The following is an 18,699-nucleotide window of genomic DNA, read 5'->3' on the forward strand; positions in this document are numbered from 1 at the left end:
GGTAAGCTGCACTAGAAAAGGAATTCTATAAGTGGAAACTCGCAACAGGGTGACGAAAATAAATTTTGCAAAATGCGATCGTTTGCTGTTTTCTTGAACGTAACGCTTGCTATTTATTCGTTGACAGTATGGAGCATATAATTAACGTCCACATTCGGGCCTAAATAGAATTTATCTTTGAGTGGATTATAATGTAACCCCATGATATGCCTATCTTTTAGCTGAGCCTCGTTTGCCCACGAAATCAGTTCAGAAGGGCGAATAAATTTTTTCGCATCGTGGGTGCCTTTCGGAACCATTTTCATCACATATTCCGCTGCAACGACCGCCATTAACCACGCTTTTTTATTGCGGTTGATCGTCGAAAAAATAACATGCCCACCGGGCTTGACCAATTTAGCACACGCACGCACGACCGACTGTGGATCAGGCACATGCTCCAACATCTCCATGCAGGTCACGACATCATAAGCTTGTGGATATTTGTCTGCGTGCTGCTCTACTGTTTCTTGTACGTATTCAACAGGGATCCCTGACTCTAATGAGTGCAGGCGTGCGACCATCAGTGGGTCCGCCCCCATATCAAGTCCCGTCACATCGGCACCTTCACGTGCCATACTTTCAGATAAAATTCCGCCACCACAGCCCACATCAAGTACTTTCTTACCAAATAAACCATCAACCCGTTGCATAATATAGCCAAGGCGAAGCGGATTAATGCGATGAAGTGGGGCAAATTCACCTTCGAGATCCCACCAGCGAGAAGCAATAGCTTCAAACTTCTCAATTTCATGCTTATCGACGTTCTGATACGCGGGGGTTGAAGTATCATTCATGAGTGGAGCTCCTGTTCCTAGATAGGTGTCCAAACGTTAATACGCGAATTTATTGAGGCCATAAAACGTTTTTTTGTTGCTCTTACGCAATAAACTCAAAGTATACGGACACATAAAGACATTTTTCCGCTATTATACATAGCTTGAAAGACAAATACTCACTTCTCATTTTTTTTATTAAATTGGCGAATTGTGGTATAGTTCTAAACCTTTGAATCCGAAGTTATGAGGGACAGTGGTTCCATGAGCGACATTGCCAGAGAAATCACACCGGTCAATATCGAAGAAGAACTCAAAAGTTCGTATTTGGATTATGCGATGTCCGTTATTGTCGGGCGCGCGCTTCCAGATGTTCGAGATGGACTGAAGCCAGTACACCGCAGAGTACTGTTTGCGATGAATGTATTGGGAAATGATTGGAATAAACCCTATAAAAAATCTGCCCGTATAGTCGGGGACGTTATCGGTAAATACCATCCACATGGTGATATCGCTGTTTATGAGACAATCGTTCGTCTTGCTCAGCCTTTTTCTATGCGTTATATGCTGGTAGATGGTCAGGGGAACTTTGGTTCAGTTGACGGAGATTCCGCAGCTGCAATGCGTTATACGGAAATCCGTATGGCGAAAATTGCCCATGAAATGTTAGCGGATCTTGAAAAAGAGACCGTTGATTTCGTCCCAAACTATGATGGTACAGAGCAAATCCCTGAAGTTATGCCTACGAAAATCCCTAACCTATTGGTTAATGGTTCGTCAGGTATTGCTGTTGGGATGGCAACGAACATTCCTCCACACAACCTAGGGGAAGTGATCAGCGGTTGCCTTGCTTATATAGATGATGAAGATATTAGCATTGAAGGTCTGATGGAGCACATCCCAGGGCCTGATTTCCCGACTGCCGCTATCATTAATGGTCGCCGTGGAATTATCGATGCGTACCGTACTGGCCGTGGTAAGGTCTATATTCGTGCGCGTGCTGAGGTCGAAGTTGACGAAAAAAATGGCCGCGAAACGATTATTGTCAGCGAAATTCCTTATCAGGTAAACAAAGCTCGTCTTATTGAGAAAATAGCTGAACTCGTTAAAGAAAAACGTGTTGAAGGAATTAGTGCATTACGCGATGAGTCTGATAAAGACGGCATGCGTATCGTGATTGAAGTGAAACGTGATGCGGTAGGAGAGGTTGTCCTTAACAATCTTTACTCGCTGACTCAGCTTCAAGTCTCGTTCGGCATTAATATGGTAGCCTTGCATCAAGGCCAACCGAAAATCCTTAATTTAAAAGATATTATTGCTGCGTTCGTTCGCCACCGCCGTGAAGTGGTGACTCGCCGCACTATTTTTGAATTGCGTAAAGCACGTGAACGAGCACATATTCTTGAAGCATTAGCCGTTGCATTAGCTAACATTGATCCTATTATCGAGTTAATTCGTCGTGCACCGACGCCAGCAGAAGCGAAGGCAGGGTTGATTGCACGCCCTTGGGATCTTGGTAATGTGGCTGCGATGCTTGAGCGTGCCGGTGATGATGCAGCACGCCCAGAATGGCTTGAAGAACAATATGGCGTACACGACGGTCAATACTATCTGACTGAGCAACAAGCCCAAGCGATTTTGGATTTGCGTCTGCAAAAACTGACCGGGCTTGAGCATGAGAAACTGCTGGAAGAATACCGTGATCTTCTGAAGCAAATCGAAGAACTGTTGTATATTCTACGTAGCCCTGAGCGTTTAATGGAAGTTATTCGCGAAGAGTTAGAAGCTATCCGTGAACTGTATAATGATGCTCGTCGTACTGAGATCACCGAAAATACAGCGGATATCAACATTGAAGATTTGATTAGCCAAGAAGATGTGGTGGTAACACTGTCTCACCAAGGCTATGTGAAATATCAACCACTGTCTGATTACGAAGCGCAACGCCGTGGCGGTAAAGGTAAATCGGCAGCACGCATTAAAGAAGAAGACTTTATTGAGCGTTTGCTGGTGGCGAATACCCACGACACCATCCTATGCTTCTCTAGCCGTGGTCGCCTATATTGGATGAAAGTTTACCAATTACCAGAGGCCAGCCGTGGAGCACGGGGTCGTCCAATTGTGAACTTGTTGCCACTTGAACAAGATGAGCGTATTACCGCTATCTTGCCAGTTCGTGAATACGAAGAAGGCTACTATGTCTTTATGGCAACGGCGAGTGGTACGGTGAAGAAAACGGCATTGCAAGACTTTAGCCGCCCAAGAAGTGCCGGTATTATTGCCGTTAACCTCAATGAAGGCGATGAATTGATTGGTGTTGATTTAACCAATGGTTCAAATGAAGTCATGCTGTTCTCTGCTCAAGGTAAGGTTGTCCGTTTTGCCGAAGATGCGGTTCGCCCAATGGGACGTACTGCAACTGGGGTACGTGGTATTCGTCTAGCCGATGAAGACAAAGTGGTTTCACTGATTATCCCTCGCGGCGAAGGCCATATCTTAACTGTGACTGAAAACGGTTATGGTAAACGTACAGCTGAGCAAGAGTACCCAACGAAATCGCGGGCAACTCAAGGTGTGATCTCAATTAAAGTCAGTGAGCGTAATGGTAATGTGGTTGGGGCTATCCAAGTGGATGAAACCGATCAGATTATGATGATCACGAATGCTGGTACTTTAGTGCGTACACGCGTTTCGGAAGTTAGTGTTGTTGGCCGTAATACACAAGGTGTGACGCTGATTAGAACAGCGGAAGAAGAAAAAGTTGTTGGTTTACAACGTGTCGCTGAAACAGAGGAAGATGAAAACTCTGATGAAGCAGGTGCAGAGGATATACCTAGCACAGACATGGGAACCAATACGCCTGAATAAATGTATGGGTCATTGATTCGACGGGCGGTTTACCGCCCGTTTTGCTATCTAACCATCCAGTTTAACAACTATCGCTTTTTACAACTTTTATCGAGTATACTCAGTCACAGTAACATAGCCTGTGTAGGATAGATCTTGAGATATTTACCGTCATTTAGAACATCATTACGATTATCCCGTGATTTATTCCGTATCCTCGGCTTAATGCTATGGGGAATGGGGGTTTTTATTACCTTATTCTTCCTTTATACCCAATTTAATGAAAGCAAGTCAGATATACGCCAGCAGTTTTATTCAGGGTTTGAAAATATGCAGGCGTTCATTTTGCAAACCGGTACCACATTGCGCTCTATCCAGTTTATGACTGAACAACATGAAGAGCGACTGGAAAATGAACCAAATTACGTCACATTACCTGCCACGGGATCCTATAGCCTGTACCCATTATCACCCGAGGCGGATTGTACCTATTTTAAAAATAGAACCAGTGATTACCTAAACGCATTCGAACAACTCATTTATTTTTGGAAAGACAGTATTGCTGCTCCGCAAGGGTTAAATCATGTCTTTGTAATAGGCTCTAAGAGTTACTGCATGATGGATTTTCCAATCCGTACGACCGTATCTGACATTGAGATCTTAAAAAAGGTTGGCTACGAAAATATACGTTCCTATCAAAGCCTAAGATTACAAGGGCAAGAGCGTAACTTATATACGATTGTTCATGGTGCTCAAACCGATTCAGGGCAGTTGTATCTGATCCAACCTATTTATGTGAGTAGCCTTCTGTATGGGTTTATTGGTTTAGAGAGAACAATCAGCTTAAATCAATTTATACAACGTTCGAATAAATCCTTTGAAGTGGTCGTCCTTAATTCGTATAACCAACCGGTTTTATATTACCCAACGGACTTGAATCCTAAAAATTCCAATTTACTCTCTATTTCTGAGCCTAGTTTTTTTGGCTTTAGCTCCGATTATTCAAAACTGATTTTTAAAAAGCGCTTATCGCCATCATTAATGACAGTGGTGTATGCTGTTCCCACCAGCGAGATATTTGCAGAGCATAGAGCGTCCATTTTTTATAGTATCGTTATTAATATCACCTCTGGCTGCCTGATCTTTTTCCTCATTTGGTTGTTAGAGCGCAAAATGCTAGTGCCAGCAGCGAATACCGCTATTCGCCTTGAAGAGCATGAACAGTTTAACCATAAAATTGTAGCATCGGCGCCTGTCGGCATCATCATTCTAAGGTTAAGTGATGGTGGCAACATTCTGAGTAATGAATTAGCTCACGATTATTTCCGCTTATTAAGTGAAGATGATAAACAGCGCATACTGACAATTATTCGCCAAAAATCGAGTAATTACATTGATGTTGTGACTAGTAGTAGTACACATCTACAAATAAGCTTTGTCAATTCGCGTTATCAAAACGAAGATGTTGCTATATGCGTACTGATTGATATTAGTATCCGTGTTCAGATGGAGAAATCCTTACAAGATGTGGCTGATGCTGCGGAACAGGCTAACCATGCTAAATCCATGTTCTTGGCAACGGTGAGTCATGAATTACGTACGCCACTATATGGTATTATCGGTAATATTGAATTATTACAGCGGCTTGAGTTATCCGATAAAGCGAATCGTCTTGTAACCACGATGGATAATTCATCCTCACTGTTGCTGCAAATTATCAGTGATATATTGGATTTTTCAAAAATTGAATCTAATCAACTAAACATTGAATATAAACTATTTAATTGCCGTGATGTTTTTGCTTTTGTCTTAGCTAACTACTTGCCTTTAGTCGCGAAAAAACAGATAGCGCTTTATTCCTTTATTGAACCTAATGTGCCTGATTTGCTATTGAGTGATGCGGTAAGGCTACAGCAGGTGATATCGAATATCATCAATAATAGTATTAAATTCACAGATTCTGGTTTTGTCTTCTTCTATGTTTGGCGTGACGAAAACTATTTAAAGATTGAAATTAAAGACTCAGGGATAGGCATGCCGCAAGCGGTTGTGTTACAACTTTTTGATCCTTTCTTCCAAGTGCATGACCAAAATAATTTGGGGCATAAAGGTACAGGTTTAGGGTTAGCAATCTGTGAAAAGTTGATTAACTTGATGGATGGAGATATTGAAGTTAATTCGCAAATAGGCTTGGGTAGCTCCTTTATTATCCGTATCCCACTTTATGGCCAAAAGTATACCGAACATGCTATTCCGGAATACCGCTTTCATTATCGGATAGCGATTATTTGCCGGAACCAATGTCTTTCTAGCTTTTTAACCAGACTACTTAGACATAACCATTTTGTTGTCTGTGTTGATAAAGAAATTGATAAGGCAGAAAGTTATGATTTATTGATCACCGATAACCAAGACTCTCATGAGTTAAAGAGTAAAAAAGTACTTCATCTGTGTAATCTATATGTTGGTGATTTGCGTGAAGAGTCGCCTAACAAATGGTTATATAACACTTATCAGAATGAAAAGTTACCATCAATCATCGATAAATTTATTTCGAAATCACGAGGTGAGCAGGTTGCAAAAGAAGAGAGCAATAAAGCAAACTCCCTTGAGATAGATGGTTCACTGAGTTCATACCAAGTATTAATTGTTGATGATCATCCAATCAATAGGGTGATGTTAAGCGATCAAATATCCAATATTGGTTTTAGCACTTGTACTGCCGTTGATGGTATTGATGCACTGAAATATCTAGAAAACCATACGGTTGATATCGTTTTAACCGATGTGAATATGCCAAACATGGATGGTTATGGGCTGTCTAAAGCGTTACGAAACTTAGGTTCAACAGTTCCAATTATTGCATTAACAGCAAATGCAATGGAGGAGGAGAAGCAACGTTGCCGGGATGCAGGTATGAATGGCTGTCTATCTAAGCCAACCAAAATCACAACTTTGAAAGAAACCTTATTGAAATTCGTGGGTAATAAATAAGCTACCCGGTAAAAGCGTTAAAGAGAAAAACCCGTTTGTATCGGGTTTTTCAGCAATAACATAAAGGTGATTTATCGATTAATCGGTAGATGAGTTATCGATGCTAACAGAAGACAGGTAGTTAAGTAATGCGATATCGTTGTCGACACCGAGTTTCAACATTGCTGATTTCTTTTGGCTACTAATCGTTTTAATACTACGATTCAATTTCTTAGCTATTTCTGTGACCAAAAAGCCTTCTGCAAAGAGGCGTAAAACTTCACTCTCTTTTGGCGATAAGCGCTTATCTCCATAACCACTTGCATTCACTTTCTCAAGTAGCTTACTCACACTCTCAGGGGTAAATTTTTTCCCTTTTTGTAATGCAGCTAAAGCTTTTGGTAGATCAGCAGGCGCGCCTTGTTTTAAAACAATACCTTCAATATCTAGCTCAAGGATTGCACTTAAAATCGCAGGGTTATTGTTCATGGTGAGAACAATGACAGAAAGATCAGGGTAGTGACGTTTAATATATTTGATTAACGTAATACCATCGCCGTATTTATCACCAGGCATTGATAAATCAGTGACTAAGACGTCGGCATTTAAACGCGCTAAGTTATTAATTAAAGACGTTGAATCTTCAAATTCACCAACGATATTGACCCATTCAATCTGTTCGAGTGACTTTCTGATACCGAAAAGAACAATAGGATGATCATCGGCAACAATGACATTTAGGTTATTCATATTATTGGTTACCTTTTGGCATTAGCTTTTCTACTGAAACATCCAGCTCTCTAATGCAATTACTTATTTTTAAGCTATTTCCTTCTGCTATGTAAAGTTCCAAATCTTCACAAAGCTTGTGAAGGAACCTAAAATCTAGCATAGCAAAAACTCCTTTTAAACGGTGTGCTGTGTTTTTCAATTCGGCCAAATCCTCAAGACTTTCACTAGTATACAGTTTATTAATATCTATCGGAACTGTTGTTATAAACAAATCCTTATAATCGCTATTTGATAAAATATTTTGATAAGTTTGAAGTATGCTTTCCATCGATTCATCAGTTGTTGGTGTCGTATCGTGCTGGGAAAGTGGAATTCCGACCACCGACGCCAACTCGTCATCATCGGCTTGTGCATTTTCAATAAGCAAAGATATAGCATCAATCAGCTCATCTGCAAAGTTATAGTTAACTTCTATGTGCTGTGGTGTGATTGAGTTGACACCTGACGTTGTTCCAGAAATTTTTATTATGTTTTTAAACTGATTATCATCATTATCTGTTATCAATAGATCCCAATCCGTATGCGGTGAACTTTCGTGTAAATCTAAAAAGTCTGCACCATAATTAGATAGGATATTTCTGACAATTCGTGATGTATCAATATTGTGAATTGCTAAACGAATATGAATATCTTCGAGTAATGTAGGATAGCTATCGGCAATGATTGCTGATTTTGTAGGTAAAGTTAATTGATAGTGAGAGCCTATTGCAGGGCTGCTTTTAACGGTAAAGCTGCCATTCATCTTTTTACAGATAGCCTTGCATAAATATAAGGTGATCCCTGAGCGGTTAAACCGTGATGCGTTTAATACTTGCCCTGAGAATGGATGCTGAATATTGGCTAACTCCTGGTTTGTCAGGCCCATACCGCTATCTTTAATATCAATAATGATGGTTTTTTTATCTTCCTGATAATTCAGGCTAACGGCAATTTTCCCAAATGCAGTGGTATCAACGGAATACTCTAGGATTAACTGCAATAGATGTTTTAAGTAGGTCGGCTCTAATGAAAATAGAGAATCTGGATTAATATTATTATAGAAGTAGAGCGATAACCCTTTATTTTTAAGGCGGAAAAGGTTTTGTTTTAAGAATTGAGTAAGCAGCAAACTCACTGAGATTTTTTCAGTTTGTAGTTTTCCAGAGGAAGATTCTAAGGAGTTTAATAAGTTAATATTATTAAACCAACGATTAATATGGGTCGTTTGGGCGACTATCGTATCAATAAATTCGTGCTTATCATCTTCAGAAGCTTCAATCAGCCCACCCACCGCTTTATTCAGCTCGGTTAATGAAGGTTGAACTTCATGTTGCATGTTCTCAAACACCACTTTTCTCAGTTGAATATTTTTCTTATATTCGCGATTAGCCATCTCTTGTCGGCGTTGAGTTAATGCCTCTTTATCTTTATCAATAATAATGAAGAGATAAGTATCTTCTAGCATACTGATATTGACGAGGATAACTTCATAAACGTTATTCTCAATCGAGATTTGGATCATATCATGGTTATGGGTCGCCAATTCTTTAATATGGTTGAGATCCATCGAAGGCAATAAGGCGTTTACCACATTATTACTCAGTAATTTTTTATTTGATGTAAAATCATACACTAGAATGCCATAACTAATATTATTGATAATATCGTTATTCAGTGTCTCTTGAAGCTCTAATTGGTGTTGCATGACTGAGTTCGGTGAAATGATCCGGTTACGGATAAAGACGCTTGTAAAGAAGACAAGCAATATCACGACAACCATACAAGTAAGCAGCCATATATTATAGCCAATAACACCGACAATCAGGTCTTTTAACGGTACTCGGTAATAAACTTGTTAGCTAATTTTGTTGCTAATAAGTTATTTCGCTCACTATCACTCCCAAATAAAATTGCATCAATGGTTTGATTTGTACTGCCTAGCCAATAAACGTCATGACGAATTTTCGTAATACGGGCAGGGGAGGCCGGTGTCGTATTTAAGTTTGTAGTGGCTGGTTTTTCGTTAACCTGTTTATACATCAAGTTAGCTTGGTAACGATAATCCTCTATTTGGTAGGCCAATTGTTTCGCTATGGTATTCAAGGAGGCTTGGCGGCTAAGTAGCCACGAGTGATACGAATTATATAGCGACAGCGAGAGCATCACGACAAGTAGCAGAATAAAGACGTAAAATAGGCGTGAGAGTAAAATGGTTTTTATCAAAGATTGTCTGTACATATTGTGGTGAACTGTCCTGTCGGCAAAAATATATTAATTGACTAAAAATCATACGCCTATGAAAAATTGAGACACCGATTTTGCACAGATATTAGCACTTTTATTATGAAATAGAGAACAATTGAGTGAAGATTAGCCAAACAGAACGAAAAAATCAATTTTTTTACTTTCAGGGGTAGACAAGCTGCGCCGATTCCTCCATAATCGCGCCCCATGGAAGGATGGCCGAGCGGTCGAAGGCAGCGGTCTTGAAAACCGCCGATGGGAAACCATCCTAGAGTTCGAATCTCTATCCTTCCGCCAAATTCGCCGGCTTAGCTCAGTTGGTAGAGCAACTGACTTGTAATCAGTAGGTCACCAGTTCGACTCCGGTAGCCGGCACCAAATAAGAACCCGTTACATTTCATAGATGTAGCGGGTTTTTTCTTGCTTGTAATTCATGTCATTTAACCACCTCTAATAACTGATGGGACATATTTGTGTCATCGTGTGACATTAGCTCGTCTATCTTCATTGCATGTTCAGTTAGATGATTCGGCGCTAAATGAGCATACCTTCTCACTGCTGGCGTTAATGTTCCATCCGCTCTATTTTTCGCCTCCTTATGCACAAACACATACCTATGATGGTTCCCAATCTAACTGCGAAGAACCTTGCACGCAGTATCGTTTAACGCGACGCCAATGGCTTTAGCAAATTAACAATGCCACTTCACATACCAATCTTACCCCTTCGGAAGATTGATATCTTATTTCCTCTTCTTACACACTTTCAGTGTTATTGTGCATGCTGTCATTCAAAGCTTTAATACAGTTTGCTCTAGCAAATGGCCAAGGTGGCTTTTTCTTTTTTGGGTCTTTGCGAGACCCGCTTATCCGTCCAGTATTAATCCATTTTTTAGTGTGGAGTACTCACGTATTCAGAAAAAGTTATTGTACTTGAACACACTAATAAAGAACTGAACAACAAAGTTGAATGCATGTCAAATCTGTTCAAAGAAGGCATGACACCAACACAATTCTGTAAAATGCTTAATGGCGTAAATACTCAACAGGTCCAAATGTGGCTAGCAGAACGCAGCTGGTTATATCACGAGACCAAATCAGAGTGAAATTAATCCTCACGGTCATGAGCCATTCATCAAATATCAGCCTGTATCATTGAAGAAAGGTACTAAACGTCTTTATGAGCTTTATCTTGCAGGTGAGTTACCAATGAAAAAGAATTGGAATGGATTAGTTATTCACGATAAAGAATACAAAGCCGTAGCCTAACCACACATAGCCCAAGGATGGGCTTGCAATCCAGATCACATATTACGCCTCTTAACTGAGGTCTTTTGCTTTGTTTTGTTCTTTACGTTAGTTACCATGGCTTAAAACAAGTAGGGGGTAACGTGAATAAAATCTTATTAAGCAGTTTTTTTGTATTGGGTTCATTGCTATCAGTTCCTGCAAATGCAACTGTACTAGCACCTGAAGGTACAGGTGCGGGTGGCGTTTATGAAATGGAAGAAATGAAAAAGCTGATATGTGACGATCAGAATGATAAACAAAAATGTGAAAGGTTTGTATACATAGCAATGACAGGGGCATATACCTATGGAAAAGTAGCTGCGTCATGCGAAGAATGGATGAGAAATGGAGGTATCCCTAATGGGTTTGAAAGTCGCTGTGAGCATGTGAGTAAATTAGATGATTATTTTGATAAAGATCTGGAGTAACTCCACTAAGAATAAATAACGATTTGCTCCCCATTGCACTATATAACATATAGACTATGGTGAAAGGCTCCTCTAAGTTGATGTGGGGATAGGAATGAAGCGCATCTTATTAGGTTTGACAGTATCTAGATTATTGAATGGCTGCGTCACTGTGCCATATTCAACTGGGCAAACTGCAATAAAATGGGTTTATCGAACGTTTTAATGGCTCGTTCCATCGTGAATTTTTAAATGCGTATTTATTTGAATCATTGAGTCAAGTTAGAGAATTAGCGTGGTATTAGCAGCAAGATTATAACCAAAACCGAACGCACGAAAGTTTAAATCACCTCCCTCCGGAGGCCTATCGTAAACAGTTAGAAAACTTTAATTTAGTGTGTCTCAATTAATGTGGCGTGGACATACCCGCACAAGAAAATGCAAAAGTTACCAATAGTACAATGTTAAATTTAGGGTTTGTTATACACGCATCTGAAATTCTTGGCTTTAGTGAGATAGTAAAGAAAATTACAATACCAAATTGGCAGCCACAAAATGGCGTTTTTGGTGAAAAGAAAAAACTCTCTCCACATAGAAACAGCCTTTGCGATTGTAATAATGGATATAAAATATAAACACTGTCATGGTAAAATCAAATGAACCCACTTCGGTGGGTTTTTTATTGCCTTAAATGAGGTGTTGCCCTAATATTCATTGGACTTAAGCTAAACTTATTGAGGCAATGGAATGAAAAAATTACTAGCGTGTTTTTTGAGCATATCGATTTTAAGCTCTACGGGATGTTTAACAAAAAACTTTTGGGAAGATAACCCAACAGTCGAAACCAAATCACAAAATGTTGTTAAGTTAACAGATAAAATAATTGCCAGTTTTGAATATAAAAATATTAAAATTGAAAGTAAAACAACAAAAAACGATATAAATGATATCAAATTTCCGGATTCTGGATTCGGTTTTATAGGAGAAAAGTACGCCTATTTATTAACCAGTGGCTCTTCTGAATTAATGGAGTTAAATGAATTAGTGAAAATAATCCCATTAACTGCATTTGATAATCCCAAGGGAATAATTCGAATTAAAATACTTCCCAATAGCAACAGTCAATCACCGATCGAATTTATGCAGAATTACTTTGTATACACTGATCCCAAATTTCAATTTACTGACGCACAAATAAAGGCCTTAGAGCAGGCAGGCTTTAAGAATAGGGCACAAGGAAATGATAAATCATCTTGGGTAAGAACTGTGCCAATTAAAGGGTATATTATTGATAGGAATGATATAAGCTTACCAGTAACTTCCAACGCAAAACTAAATGAATTATATACTGTTGAACTGTATGCTTCCGAAGAACAGAAATCATTTAATGCAGGTAATTTGATTGCAAAGATAATAGCTACACCATTTACCGTTGTAGCAGATGTGGTCATCACACCTCCTCTTGCTATTTTTGTTTTGATTGCATTTAGTAAGTAATTTTCTGAATAGCAAGTGAATTGGTAGCTCAAGCACTAGTGAATAACCTGCTCCGGCAGGTTTTTTGTACCTAATTGTTTGCTTTGTTTTACGCTGCTTTCGGTATAACATCAATTAAATTAATAAAAAACTGAGTGTGAGGATGGGATGATGAAAAAGTCAATAATTGCAATTGTTTTATCTTGTATTGGTTTTAGCGTTTATGCAGGAACATCTTATACAAAGGAGGAATTAAATAAACTTGTAGATTCAGGCAATCCGCCAAAAGAAAAATATGAGCAAATACTTGGAACTGACACTATGCCATTTTCGCCATGCAAATCAGATGTCAATAAGATGTATAATCAATTAATTGGTGAATATCCCGTTAAAGTAATTCAGAATAGCCCAGACTCATATGTGGTAAAAATGTGGGCAAATGATGGATTTGTGGTAGCTAAATGTGCCAATGGTCAAAAAATAGTTTCAGGGGCAGAGTACGAATAATGGAAAAATATTCGTGGCAGCTGCTCTGATTGCATTATTGGTAGGCTGCGGCAGAAAACCAGATGCTCCGTTCGGCTTGAAATGAAGAGTAGATAGCGTGAGTTTTGTTAAAGATGGTGACTGTGAGAAAAAAGCTGGAATGACAACTCTTGGTAATGGAAAGCTATTTAATGATCTGTCCTATTACAGCACATTAAGATTTGATAAAAATGGATTGTTTGAGGTGTAGTCGATATTTGTTGGCGACTAAAGCTCTATAAATAAATTTGTGTATTTAAATAATGAAAAAAATATTCTCTTTGATTGTTATGCTATGCGCTCTTTTCTGTATCACCAGTGTCAGTATGGCTGGTGAAAATGAAACAGCGGAAAAAAAGACAAAAATTGACGTGCTCCCGCAACCATACTCAACAAGTGATTTATATGGCTATTGGTTTGATTCAAATAATACACCCGAAGTAAGAATTCTTAAACTGATGATCCTAGCTCCGAATGGTGTTGCGAGAGATGCATTGCTGATTGAACTAGGTGATAATGTAGAAGAAATCAAACAAGAATCTTTGTGGAAATTTGACCCGAATTCTAGCGTGTTAACGCAAGAAGTGACCAAAATGACTTATACAATCAATGGAAAAATAGAACCAATAGATTTTGGTGAGGTCGAGCCTGTAAAAGTATCTGTGACAATTAAAAAAAGAGGTGATGATATTTTTATGAATACCGTTTCTGATGATGGCACTGTAGAAACTTACCAAAAAATAACAAAAGAAATGAAAGATAAAATTCACCAGAAAGCGAAAGAAAATGCTAGAAAATAAATTACACATCAATACCTAGCTGAATATTCACCATTTTCCTCGAGATTATCTGGTGTGTGTAATTGACAACGTTATTCATAACCATTGTCTTTTGGTGGCATATCCTCTTGGTCGTAATTTTTAGGAACTGATGGACTTATTATGGTGTAATCAGATTTTTGCATTATGATAAGTTTAAATTAATGTTCTGATAATCTGATTTGGCTGTGTAAAAACGAAGATCAGACAAATATCATCATGCCTGCTATTTAGTAAAGTAAGTCCTCATGCACCAAGGTGATGACTCACAATCACCAGCATTGATATATATTATGAGATCATAAAACGAGGCGATGTAAAAGGATAACGCTGGTGCGATAATAATTAAATAAATCATCCCTACTTTTGTTAATTGCTTCCTTTGTGTCGAAAAAATACCAACAAAAGCAATTAAAGATAATAAAGCTTGAAGAAATCTTGAAGTCGCAAAGAGATAAAGCATTGTATCTATTCGATATATGCCATGAGCTGTTGGGTATTTTTCAAAAATAAATTGAATAGATGCAGTTCCAACATACCAAATTATAATGAATAAAAGATGAATTGAATATTCACCTTGAACAAGCTTTTTTAATGAACCCATAAAATTTTCTTTTACCATCAAACCTTAAGTTAAATTAAAACATATAGGAGGGTAAATGTCACTAAAGACTCATTAGCTGGGTAATAAAAGCCCAACAAGACACCATCAAAGCAATGCAAAGCCTATTTATAGACTCAAGCATAAAGATTTCAATGGGGTTAAACTATTTTTGTTCCCCTTTTAAATTGAGGGCACTGTATAAATTTGAGAATTTAGAGCCTATATAATATTTATAGAAATAACATAGTCAAATAGGTGATACTCTATTCCTAGGGCATTGCCAGATTAATGCCGGCTGACAGTATTAAATTATAGCCTGTCATTGAAACAGGCTTTTAGTACTTTCTTCATATATCTGATAATTAATAATATCAGGTAGGGCGACCATACACCAATTTATCATCGCGATTATTAAACAGATAATTTGAACACTTAACAACAGGATAACAACGACACGCCAAATCGTCACTTTGCTTTTTAACATGTGAAAAACGCCCGTTATAATGGCGATAGAATACGATGTTTTAAATATGAATAGAAAAAAGATAAGAAAAAGCTGTGTTTTGATTGGAATAGCATCACTACTTTTCATTAGTAAAAAAACGGCGGAGCTGCATAGCTCTAAAAATAGCCAAAAACCCCAAACTGTAACAGCGAGAGAATACTTCCCTGTAACAACCCTTTTTAATACGCTCATTGATACTTCCTTTTAAGTAAACCCCCCTAGTAGCTTATTAGTTACCATATCTAATAGGCGGATGAAATATTATTTGGTTTTTGTCCAATCTCTTACATAGGTTTTATTGAGTAAGCAGGTTAAAAGTGAAGAGGGTTGATGTTGCCGCCTACCTTTTCTTACACGATGAGTGTATGTGAGCGAATTTTTAGCGTTATTGTTAGGCTTTAATAAAAGATCAAAAGCATCATCGATAGTAATACCTTTATTTTGGGCTAGGTATTTTGCTTGTAATCTTAATAGATTTTTTTTTGTCTTTACTACTATCGGGTTCATATGATCACTCCATTTTATATCTATATAATTTACCCGATATTTTTTGCGAAGGAAATATATTCTACTTAAGGATAAGTGGGTTTATTGAAAAAGTCATGATAATAGGCTGTGAAAAGCATAAAAACATACAACAACAGAGATAATCTCCTGTATTATTGTAAAGATAAAAACATTATTTCGCAGCTAGCATAAAAAGCTAACAATATTAACCCGCTATTAAAAATAGCGAGTTGTTTAAACGATTTTTATATGAAAGATACTGCTGATATGTGTCATATCAGAGAATTTTCTGTAGACTCATCGTCAGCCATTAGTTTATATTTTTCTCTTTGAATTTGCATATAACAAAAATCAGCACGGCGCTCACACCATATTTGGTTACGATAAACACGCGATAATCGATTAGCTTGTGACCATGCTTTGGACGCTTCAAAGTATTTACCTGATCTTTCGAGACGTATCGCATCACGAGCGACTTTAAGGTAGAGCGGACTATCATTATTTTGATTCACCATAAAAACTCCTAAATATTAAAATAAATCTTTGCGACGAGATAAAATGCAGAGGGTTAATTTTTTAATATACCTTTTGCTATTTTGATGACCTCAGGTAAATGTTCTATGGCGACTTGATTTAGTTTTTTTGCTTTAAATTGATTAAGAATTTCCACTGCTTCATTTCGATATCCATTTTTAGCTAATTGCAGTATAAGGCTCTCTGCTTGTGAAAATAGAATATTAGGGTCAACATGAATTGTTTTATCTTCAATTACGTGTTTAGAACTGATAAGGGATAGGACAAATTCACAACGTTCAGCAATGCCATGTAAGTTACCCCAATTTGCTAAAATTTCTATACATAAATTATGAATAGCAATATTCGGCAATTTTGTAACTTGTTCTAAATTTACCAGTGTCATATGTAAAGCTTCGATTTGCCTATGCTGCTCTGTAGTATTTAAATCTAATATTTGATTGATTTTCTTAATATGTGATCCTGTGAGTTGCTCAAAATTGCCTTTATATATTACACATAATGCAATAATTTGTTTTAATGTAAGGCTATTAATATCAATATCTTTTTCTATAGGTGAGTCTGTTGCACCTGTGTGAGAGTAAACAAAAGATTGATGTGCATTATTTTCAATATTATCGCTGTTAAAACAGCCTCCCTTAGACTGTAGAATGGCAATTAATTGGCGCATTACCTGTGTGTTTTCTTTAATAATATGTTCTAAATCCATCATAAAACCTCAAATGATTAAGTGAACAAGATGTTTTCACTGAACTTTGATTTTGTCGGTATTACAAGACTAAACACTGGTATTACCGACCCAATACAGTTCACCTGCAAATTCATGTTAGTCGTCTATCCCTTTATTGATGCATCGTTCAATTTTTGTTCTCCTAGGTTGAAGAAGGCTGACTTTATTACAGTATAATTAGTATTACGATGGTTATATTACTATATAAATAGTAAATGTAAACTATGAATGTAGTAATTTCTCGGTTGAGAAACCTATTTGCTTGTTTTTAATAGAAAGAAAATTACTGTGTTTGATAACGCGTTTTCTTGTTTGCAGAGAAAACGCGTTAAGAGAGGGGTCTAGAGAATTATCTTTTGCGGCGGTAAATGCGGTGCTCAACCATGACACCAATGAGTGAAATTTGATAATCGTGACTGTTCAACGTTGGGTAATCAGGGTTAAGAGGCACTAATTCAAACTCACCAGTACCAATACCTGTAGGCCGATATTTTTTGAATGTTCCTTGGTTCCCGCCATTTTTCGCAAACACAAATTCACCTGGGTTAGGCCAGATCTCGGTATCAATCACTACGATGTCACCTTCTTTAAACTCAGGTGTCATGCTGTCGCCTTCAACCCGTAATGCAAATGCATTCGCGCTGATATCGTCATCAACTAAGATGTATTCGAAATTCCCTTCATAGTCAGTGATCGGGTTGGCATCCTTAAATAACCCAGCTTGGACATAACTTAATAGTGGAATTCGTCGGCTATTGACCTCGGATATTGGCATAATGCTTTTGCCGTTGAGTAGCCATTCAGGATGAGATTGAAGAGCTTTTGCTATCTCTATAATATTTCTTGGCTTTTTGGTTCTACCATTTTCAATTGATTCGATTGATTGCTGACTGATCCCCGCTTTTTCTGCTAACTCAGTCTGGGTTAAGTTTAGTTCTTGCCGGCGTTGCCGGATCCTGCTTGCTAGTGACATGAGGTTAACCTCTTATAAAGAATAAAAATTATTGTTATTAGATATAATACAATTTTTATTGTAATTGACAAACAGAAATATTGGTAGTCTAATACTACTTATATTGTTATTGGTGAGTTGAATATAAAAGCGTCTAAAGCTGAGCTTAAGGTGCAGTATGAGTTGGGTTATTAGTTAAAAACAGTGTAGGAAAGGTAGGTTGCAAATGATGAATAGAAACATACAACAAATTCTTACATATTGGGGTGGTTGGTCATATGGCGATCATTGTGGTGCGATAGGTTGGTCATCTGTCTCCGCTGGTTTTCGTGATTTGGTAACATCAACAAGCAAGAGTAGGCCAATGTGTAGCGATGAAGATGGTTTGGTTATCGATTTATGTGTTGCCAAACTTGGGGTTGTTGGTATGGAGCGTGAACGTAGTTATATTGAAGACTATTATGTTAAAGGTTATTCAAAGCGGGCTATTGGTCGGAAATATAAAGTACGGGAAGGGGAAATACGTGAGAGAATACAAGTTGCCGAAAGTTTTATTTTAGGCTGTTTAGAAACATTAAATATTCAGTTAGATATTGATATTTTATGCGCTCAGCCAGTAATAAAATCAGAACGACGAGTGCGCGCGCAAAACATATATTAACATATTATAATTGAACGTTTTTGACAAATGATAGGCCTCTC

At 37.9% G+C, this 18,699-nt stretch carries 17 protein-coding genes, 2 tRNA genes and 2 pseudogenes; 10 read left to right on the plus strand and 11 right to left on the minus strand.

The features are described 5' to 3' along the window. Nucleotides 1-113 precede the first annotated feature (113 nt). On the minus strand, nucleotides 114-836 hold the full coding sequence (gene ubiG, locus PR699_RS16075) for a bifunctional 2-polyprenyl-6-hydroxyphenol methylase/3-demethylubiquinol 3-O-methyltransferase UbiG (protein ID WP_004921073.1): 723 nt from the start codon (nucleotides 834-836) through the stop codon (nucleotides 114-116). A gap of 243 nt (nucleotides 837-1,079) precedes the next feature. Here ubiG and gyrA point away from each other — a divergent pair, with 243 nt between their 5' ends. Further along, nucleotides 1,080-3,683, plus strand: coding sequence for a DNA topoisomerase (ATP-hydrolyzing) subunit A (gyrA, locus tag PR699_RS16080; RefSeq protein WP_014656250.1), 2,604 nt, complete (start codon nucleotides 1,080-1,082; stop codon nucleotides 3,681-3,683). A gap of 135 nt (nucleotides 3,684-3,818) precedes the next feature. Further along, the gene (gene rcsC / locus PR699_RS16085; protein WP_071599654.1) at nucleotides 3,819-6,656 is read left to right on the plus strand and encodes a two-component system sensor histidine kinase RcsC; all 2,838 of its coding nucleotides are present in this window, start codon (nucleotides 3,819-3,821) and stop codon (nucleotides 6,654-6,656) included. A gap of 78 nt (nucleotides 6,657-6,734) precedes the next feature. Here rcsC and rcsB read toward each other — a convergent pair whose 3' ends face one another. The 3 genes from rcsB to PR699_RS16100 are packed head-to-tail and all read right to left on the minus strand — an operon-like array spanning nucleotide 6,735 to nucleotide 9,644. Beyond that, a complete protein-coding gene (gene rcsB, locus PR699_RS16090) occupies nucleotides 6,735-7,385 on the minus strand; it encodes a response regulator transcription factor RcsB (RefSeq protein WP_004921064.1) in 651 nt (216 codons plus the stop codon). Between the two features lies 1 nt (nucleotide 7,386). Continuing rightward, nucleotides 7,387-9,186, minus strand: a complete 1,800-nt coding sequence (locus PR699_RS16095) for an ATP-binding protein (RefSeq protein ID WP_272577860.1) — start codon at nucleotides 9,184-9,186, stop codon at nucleotides 7,387-7,389. Nucleotides 9,187-9,236: 50 nt separating this feature from the next. Beyond that, nucleotides 9,237-9,644 (minus strand): hypothetical protein, encoded by a 408-nt coding sequence (locus tag PR699_RS16100; RefSeq protein ID WP_272577861.1) that lies wholly within the window; start codon nucleotides 9,642-9,644, stop codon nucleotides 9,237-9,239. Nucleotides 9,645-9,859: 215 nt separating this feature from the next. Here PR699_RS16100 and PR699_RS16105 point away from each other — a divergent pair. Together PR699_RS16105 and PR699_RS16110 are read left to right on the plus strand one after the other, a co-directional pair. After that, nucleotides 9,860-9,947 (plus strand) — tRNA-Ser (locus PR699_RS16105). A gap of 5 nt (nucleotides 9,948-9,952) precedes the next feature. After that, nucleotides 9,953-10,028, plus strand: a tRNA-Thr gene (locus PR699_RS16110). 58 nt (nucleotides 10,029-10,086) lie between these two features. Here PR699_RS16110 and PR699_RS16115 read toward each other — a convergent pair. Next, nucleotides 10,087-10,335: pseudogene (locus PR699_RS16115) on the minus strand (hypothetical protein); the annotation flags it as partial. Between the two features lie 705 nt (nucleotides 10,336-11,040). On the opposite strand from PR699_RS16115, the gene PR699_RS16120 reads away from it, so the two are divergent. The 5 genes and pseudogenes from PR699_RS16120 (at nucleotide 11,041) to PR699_RS16140 (ending at nucleotide 14,147) form a co-directional block, all read left to right on the plus strand. Then, on the plus strand, nucleotides 11,041-11,367 hold the full coding sequence (locus PR699_RS16120; protein WP_014656245.1) for a hypothetical protein: 327 nt from the start codon (nucleotides 11,041-11,043) through the stop codon (nucleotides 11,365-11,367). A gap of 146 nt (nucleotides 11,368-11,513) precedes the next feature. Next, nucleotides 11,514-11,756, plus strand: a pseudogene (locus PR699_RS16125) (transposase); the annotation flags it as partial. A 337-nt stretch (nucleotides 11,757-12,093) separates the two neighbouring features. Then, the gene (locus PR699_RS16130) at nucleotides 12,094-12,843 is read left to right on the plus strand and encodes a hypothetical protein (RefSeq protein ID WP_014656244.1); all 750 of its coding nucleotides are present in this window, start codon (nucleotides 12,094-12,096) and stop codon (nucleotides 12,841-12,843) included. Nucleotides 12,844-12,993: 150 nt separating this feature from the next. Then, nucleotides 12,994-13,329: a hypothetical protein gene (locus PR699_RS16135; RefSeq protein WP_014656243.1), complete on the plus strand. Its 336-nt coding sequence runs from the start codon at nucleotides 12,994-12,996 to the stop codon at nucleotides 13,327-13,329. A 344-nt stretch (nucleotides 13,330-13,673) separates the two neighbouring features. Next, nucleotides 13,674-14,147 (plus strand): hypothetical protein, encoded by a 474-nt coding sequence (locus PR699_RS16140; protein ID WP_237713168.1) that lies wholly within the window; start codon nucleotides 13,674-13,676, stop codon nucleotides 14,145-14,147. 244 nt (nucleotides 14,148-14,391) lie between these two features. Here the strand turns inward: PR699_RS16140 and PR699_RS16145 are convergent, their stop codons facing one another. From PR699_RS16145 to PR699_RS16170, 6 genes are all read right to left on the minus strand, one after another. Further along, entirely contained in the window at nucleotides 14,392-14,769 is a 378-nt protein-coding gene (locus PR699_RS16145) for a hypothetical protein (RefSeq protein ID WP_230084763.1), read from the minus strand. Nucleotides 14,770-15,088: 319 nt separating this feature from the next. Beyond that, nucleotides 15,089-15,466, minus strand: coding sequence for a hypothetical protein (locus tag PR699_RS16150; RefSeq protein WP_014656241.1), 378 nt, complete (start codon nucleotides 15,464-15,466; stop codon nucleotides 15,089-15,091). Between the two features lie 69 nt (nucleotides 15,467-15,535). Further along, nucleotides 15,536-15,781 (minus strand): hypothetical protein, encoded by a 246-nt coding sequence (locus tag PR699_RS16155; RefSeq protein ID WP_014656240.1) that lies wholly within the window; start codon nucleotides 15,779-15,781, stop codon nucleotides 15,536-15,538. A 272-nt stretch (nucleotides 15,782-16,053) separates the two neighbouring features. After that, entirely contained in the window at nucleotides 16,054-16,296 is a 243-nt protein-coding gene (locus PR699_RS16160) for an ANR family transcriptional regulator (RefSeq protein ID WP_004921036.1), read from the minus strand. A 53-nt stretch (nucleotides 16,297-16,349) separates the two neighbouring features. Further along, on the minus strand, nucleotides 16,350-17,027 hold the full coding sequence (locus tag PR699_RS16165) for a hypothetical protein (protein ID WP_041705003.1): 678 nt from the start codon (nucleotides 17,025-17,027) through the stop codon (nucleotides 16,350-16,352). Between the two features lie 367 nt (nucleotides 17,028-17,394). Then, on the minus strand, nucleotides 17,395-18,018 hold the full coding sequence (locus tag PR699_RS16170; protein WP_004921030.1) for a LexA family transcriptional regulator: 624 nt from the start codon (nucleotides 18,016-18,018) through the stop codon (nucleotides 17,395-17,397). A 205-nt stretch (nucleotides 18,019-18,223) separates the two neighbouring features. Between PR699_RS16170 and PR699_RS16175 the strand changes: the two genes are divergently transcribed. Then, nucleotides 18,224-18,658, plus strand: a complete 435-nt coding sequence (locus tag PR699_RS16175; RefSeq protein ID WP_004921028.1) for an antiterminator Q family protein — start codon at nucleotides 18,224-18,226, stop codon at nucleotides 18,656-18,658. Nucleotides 18,659-18,699 lie beyond the last annotated feature (41 nt).

The organism is Providencia sp. PROV268 (assembly GCF_028477805.1).
Taxonomy (GTDB): domain Bacteria; phylum Pseudomonadota; class Gammaproteobacteria; order Enterobacterales; family Enterobacteriaceae; genus Providencia; species Providencia stuartii.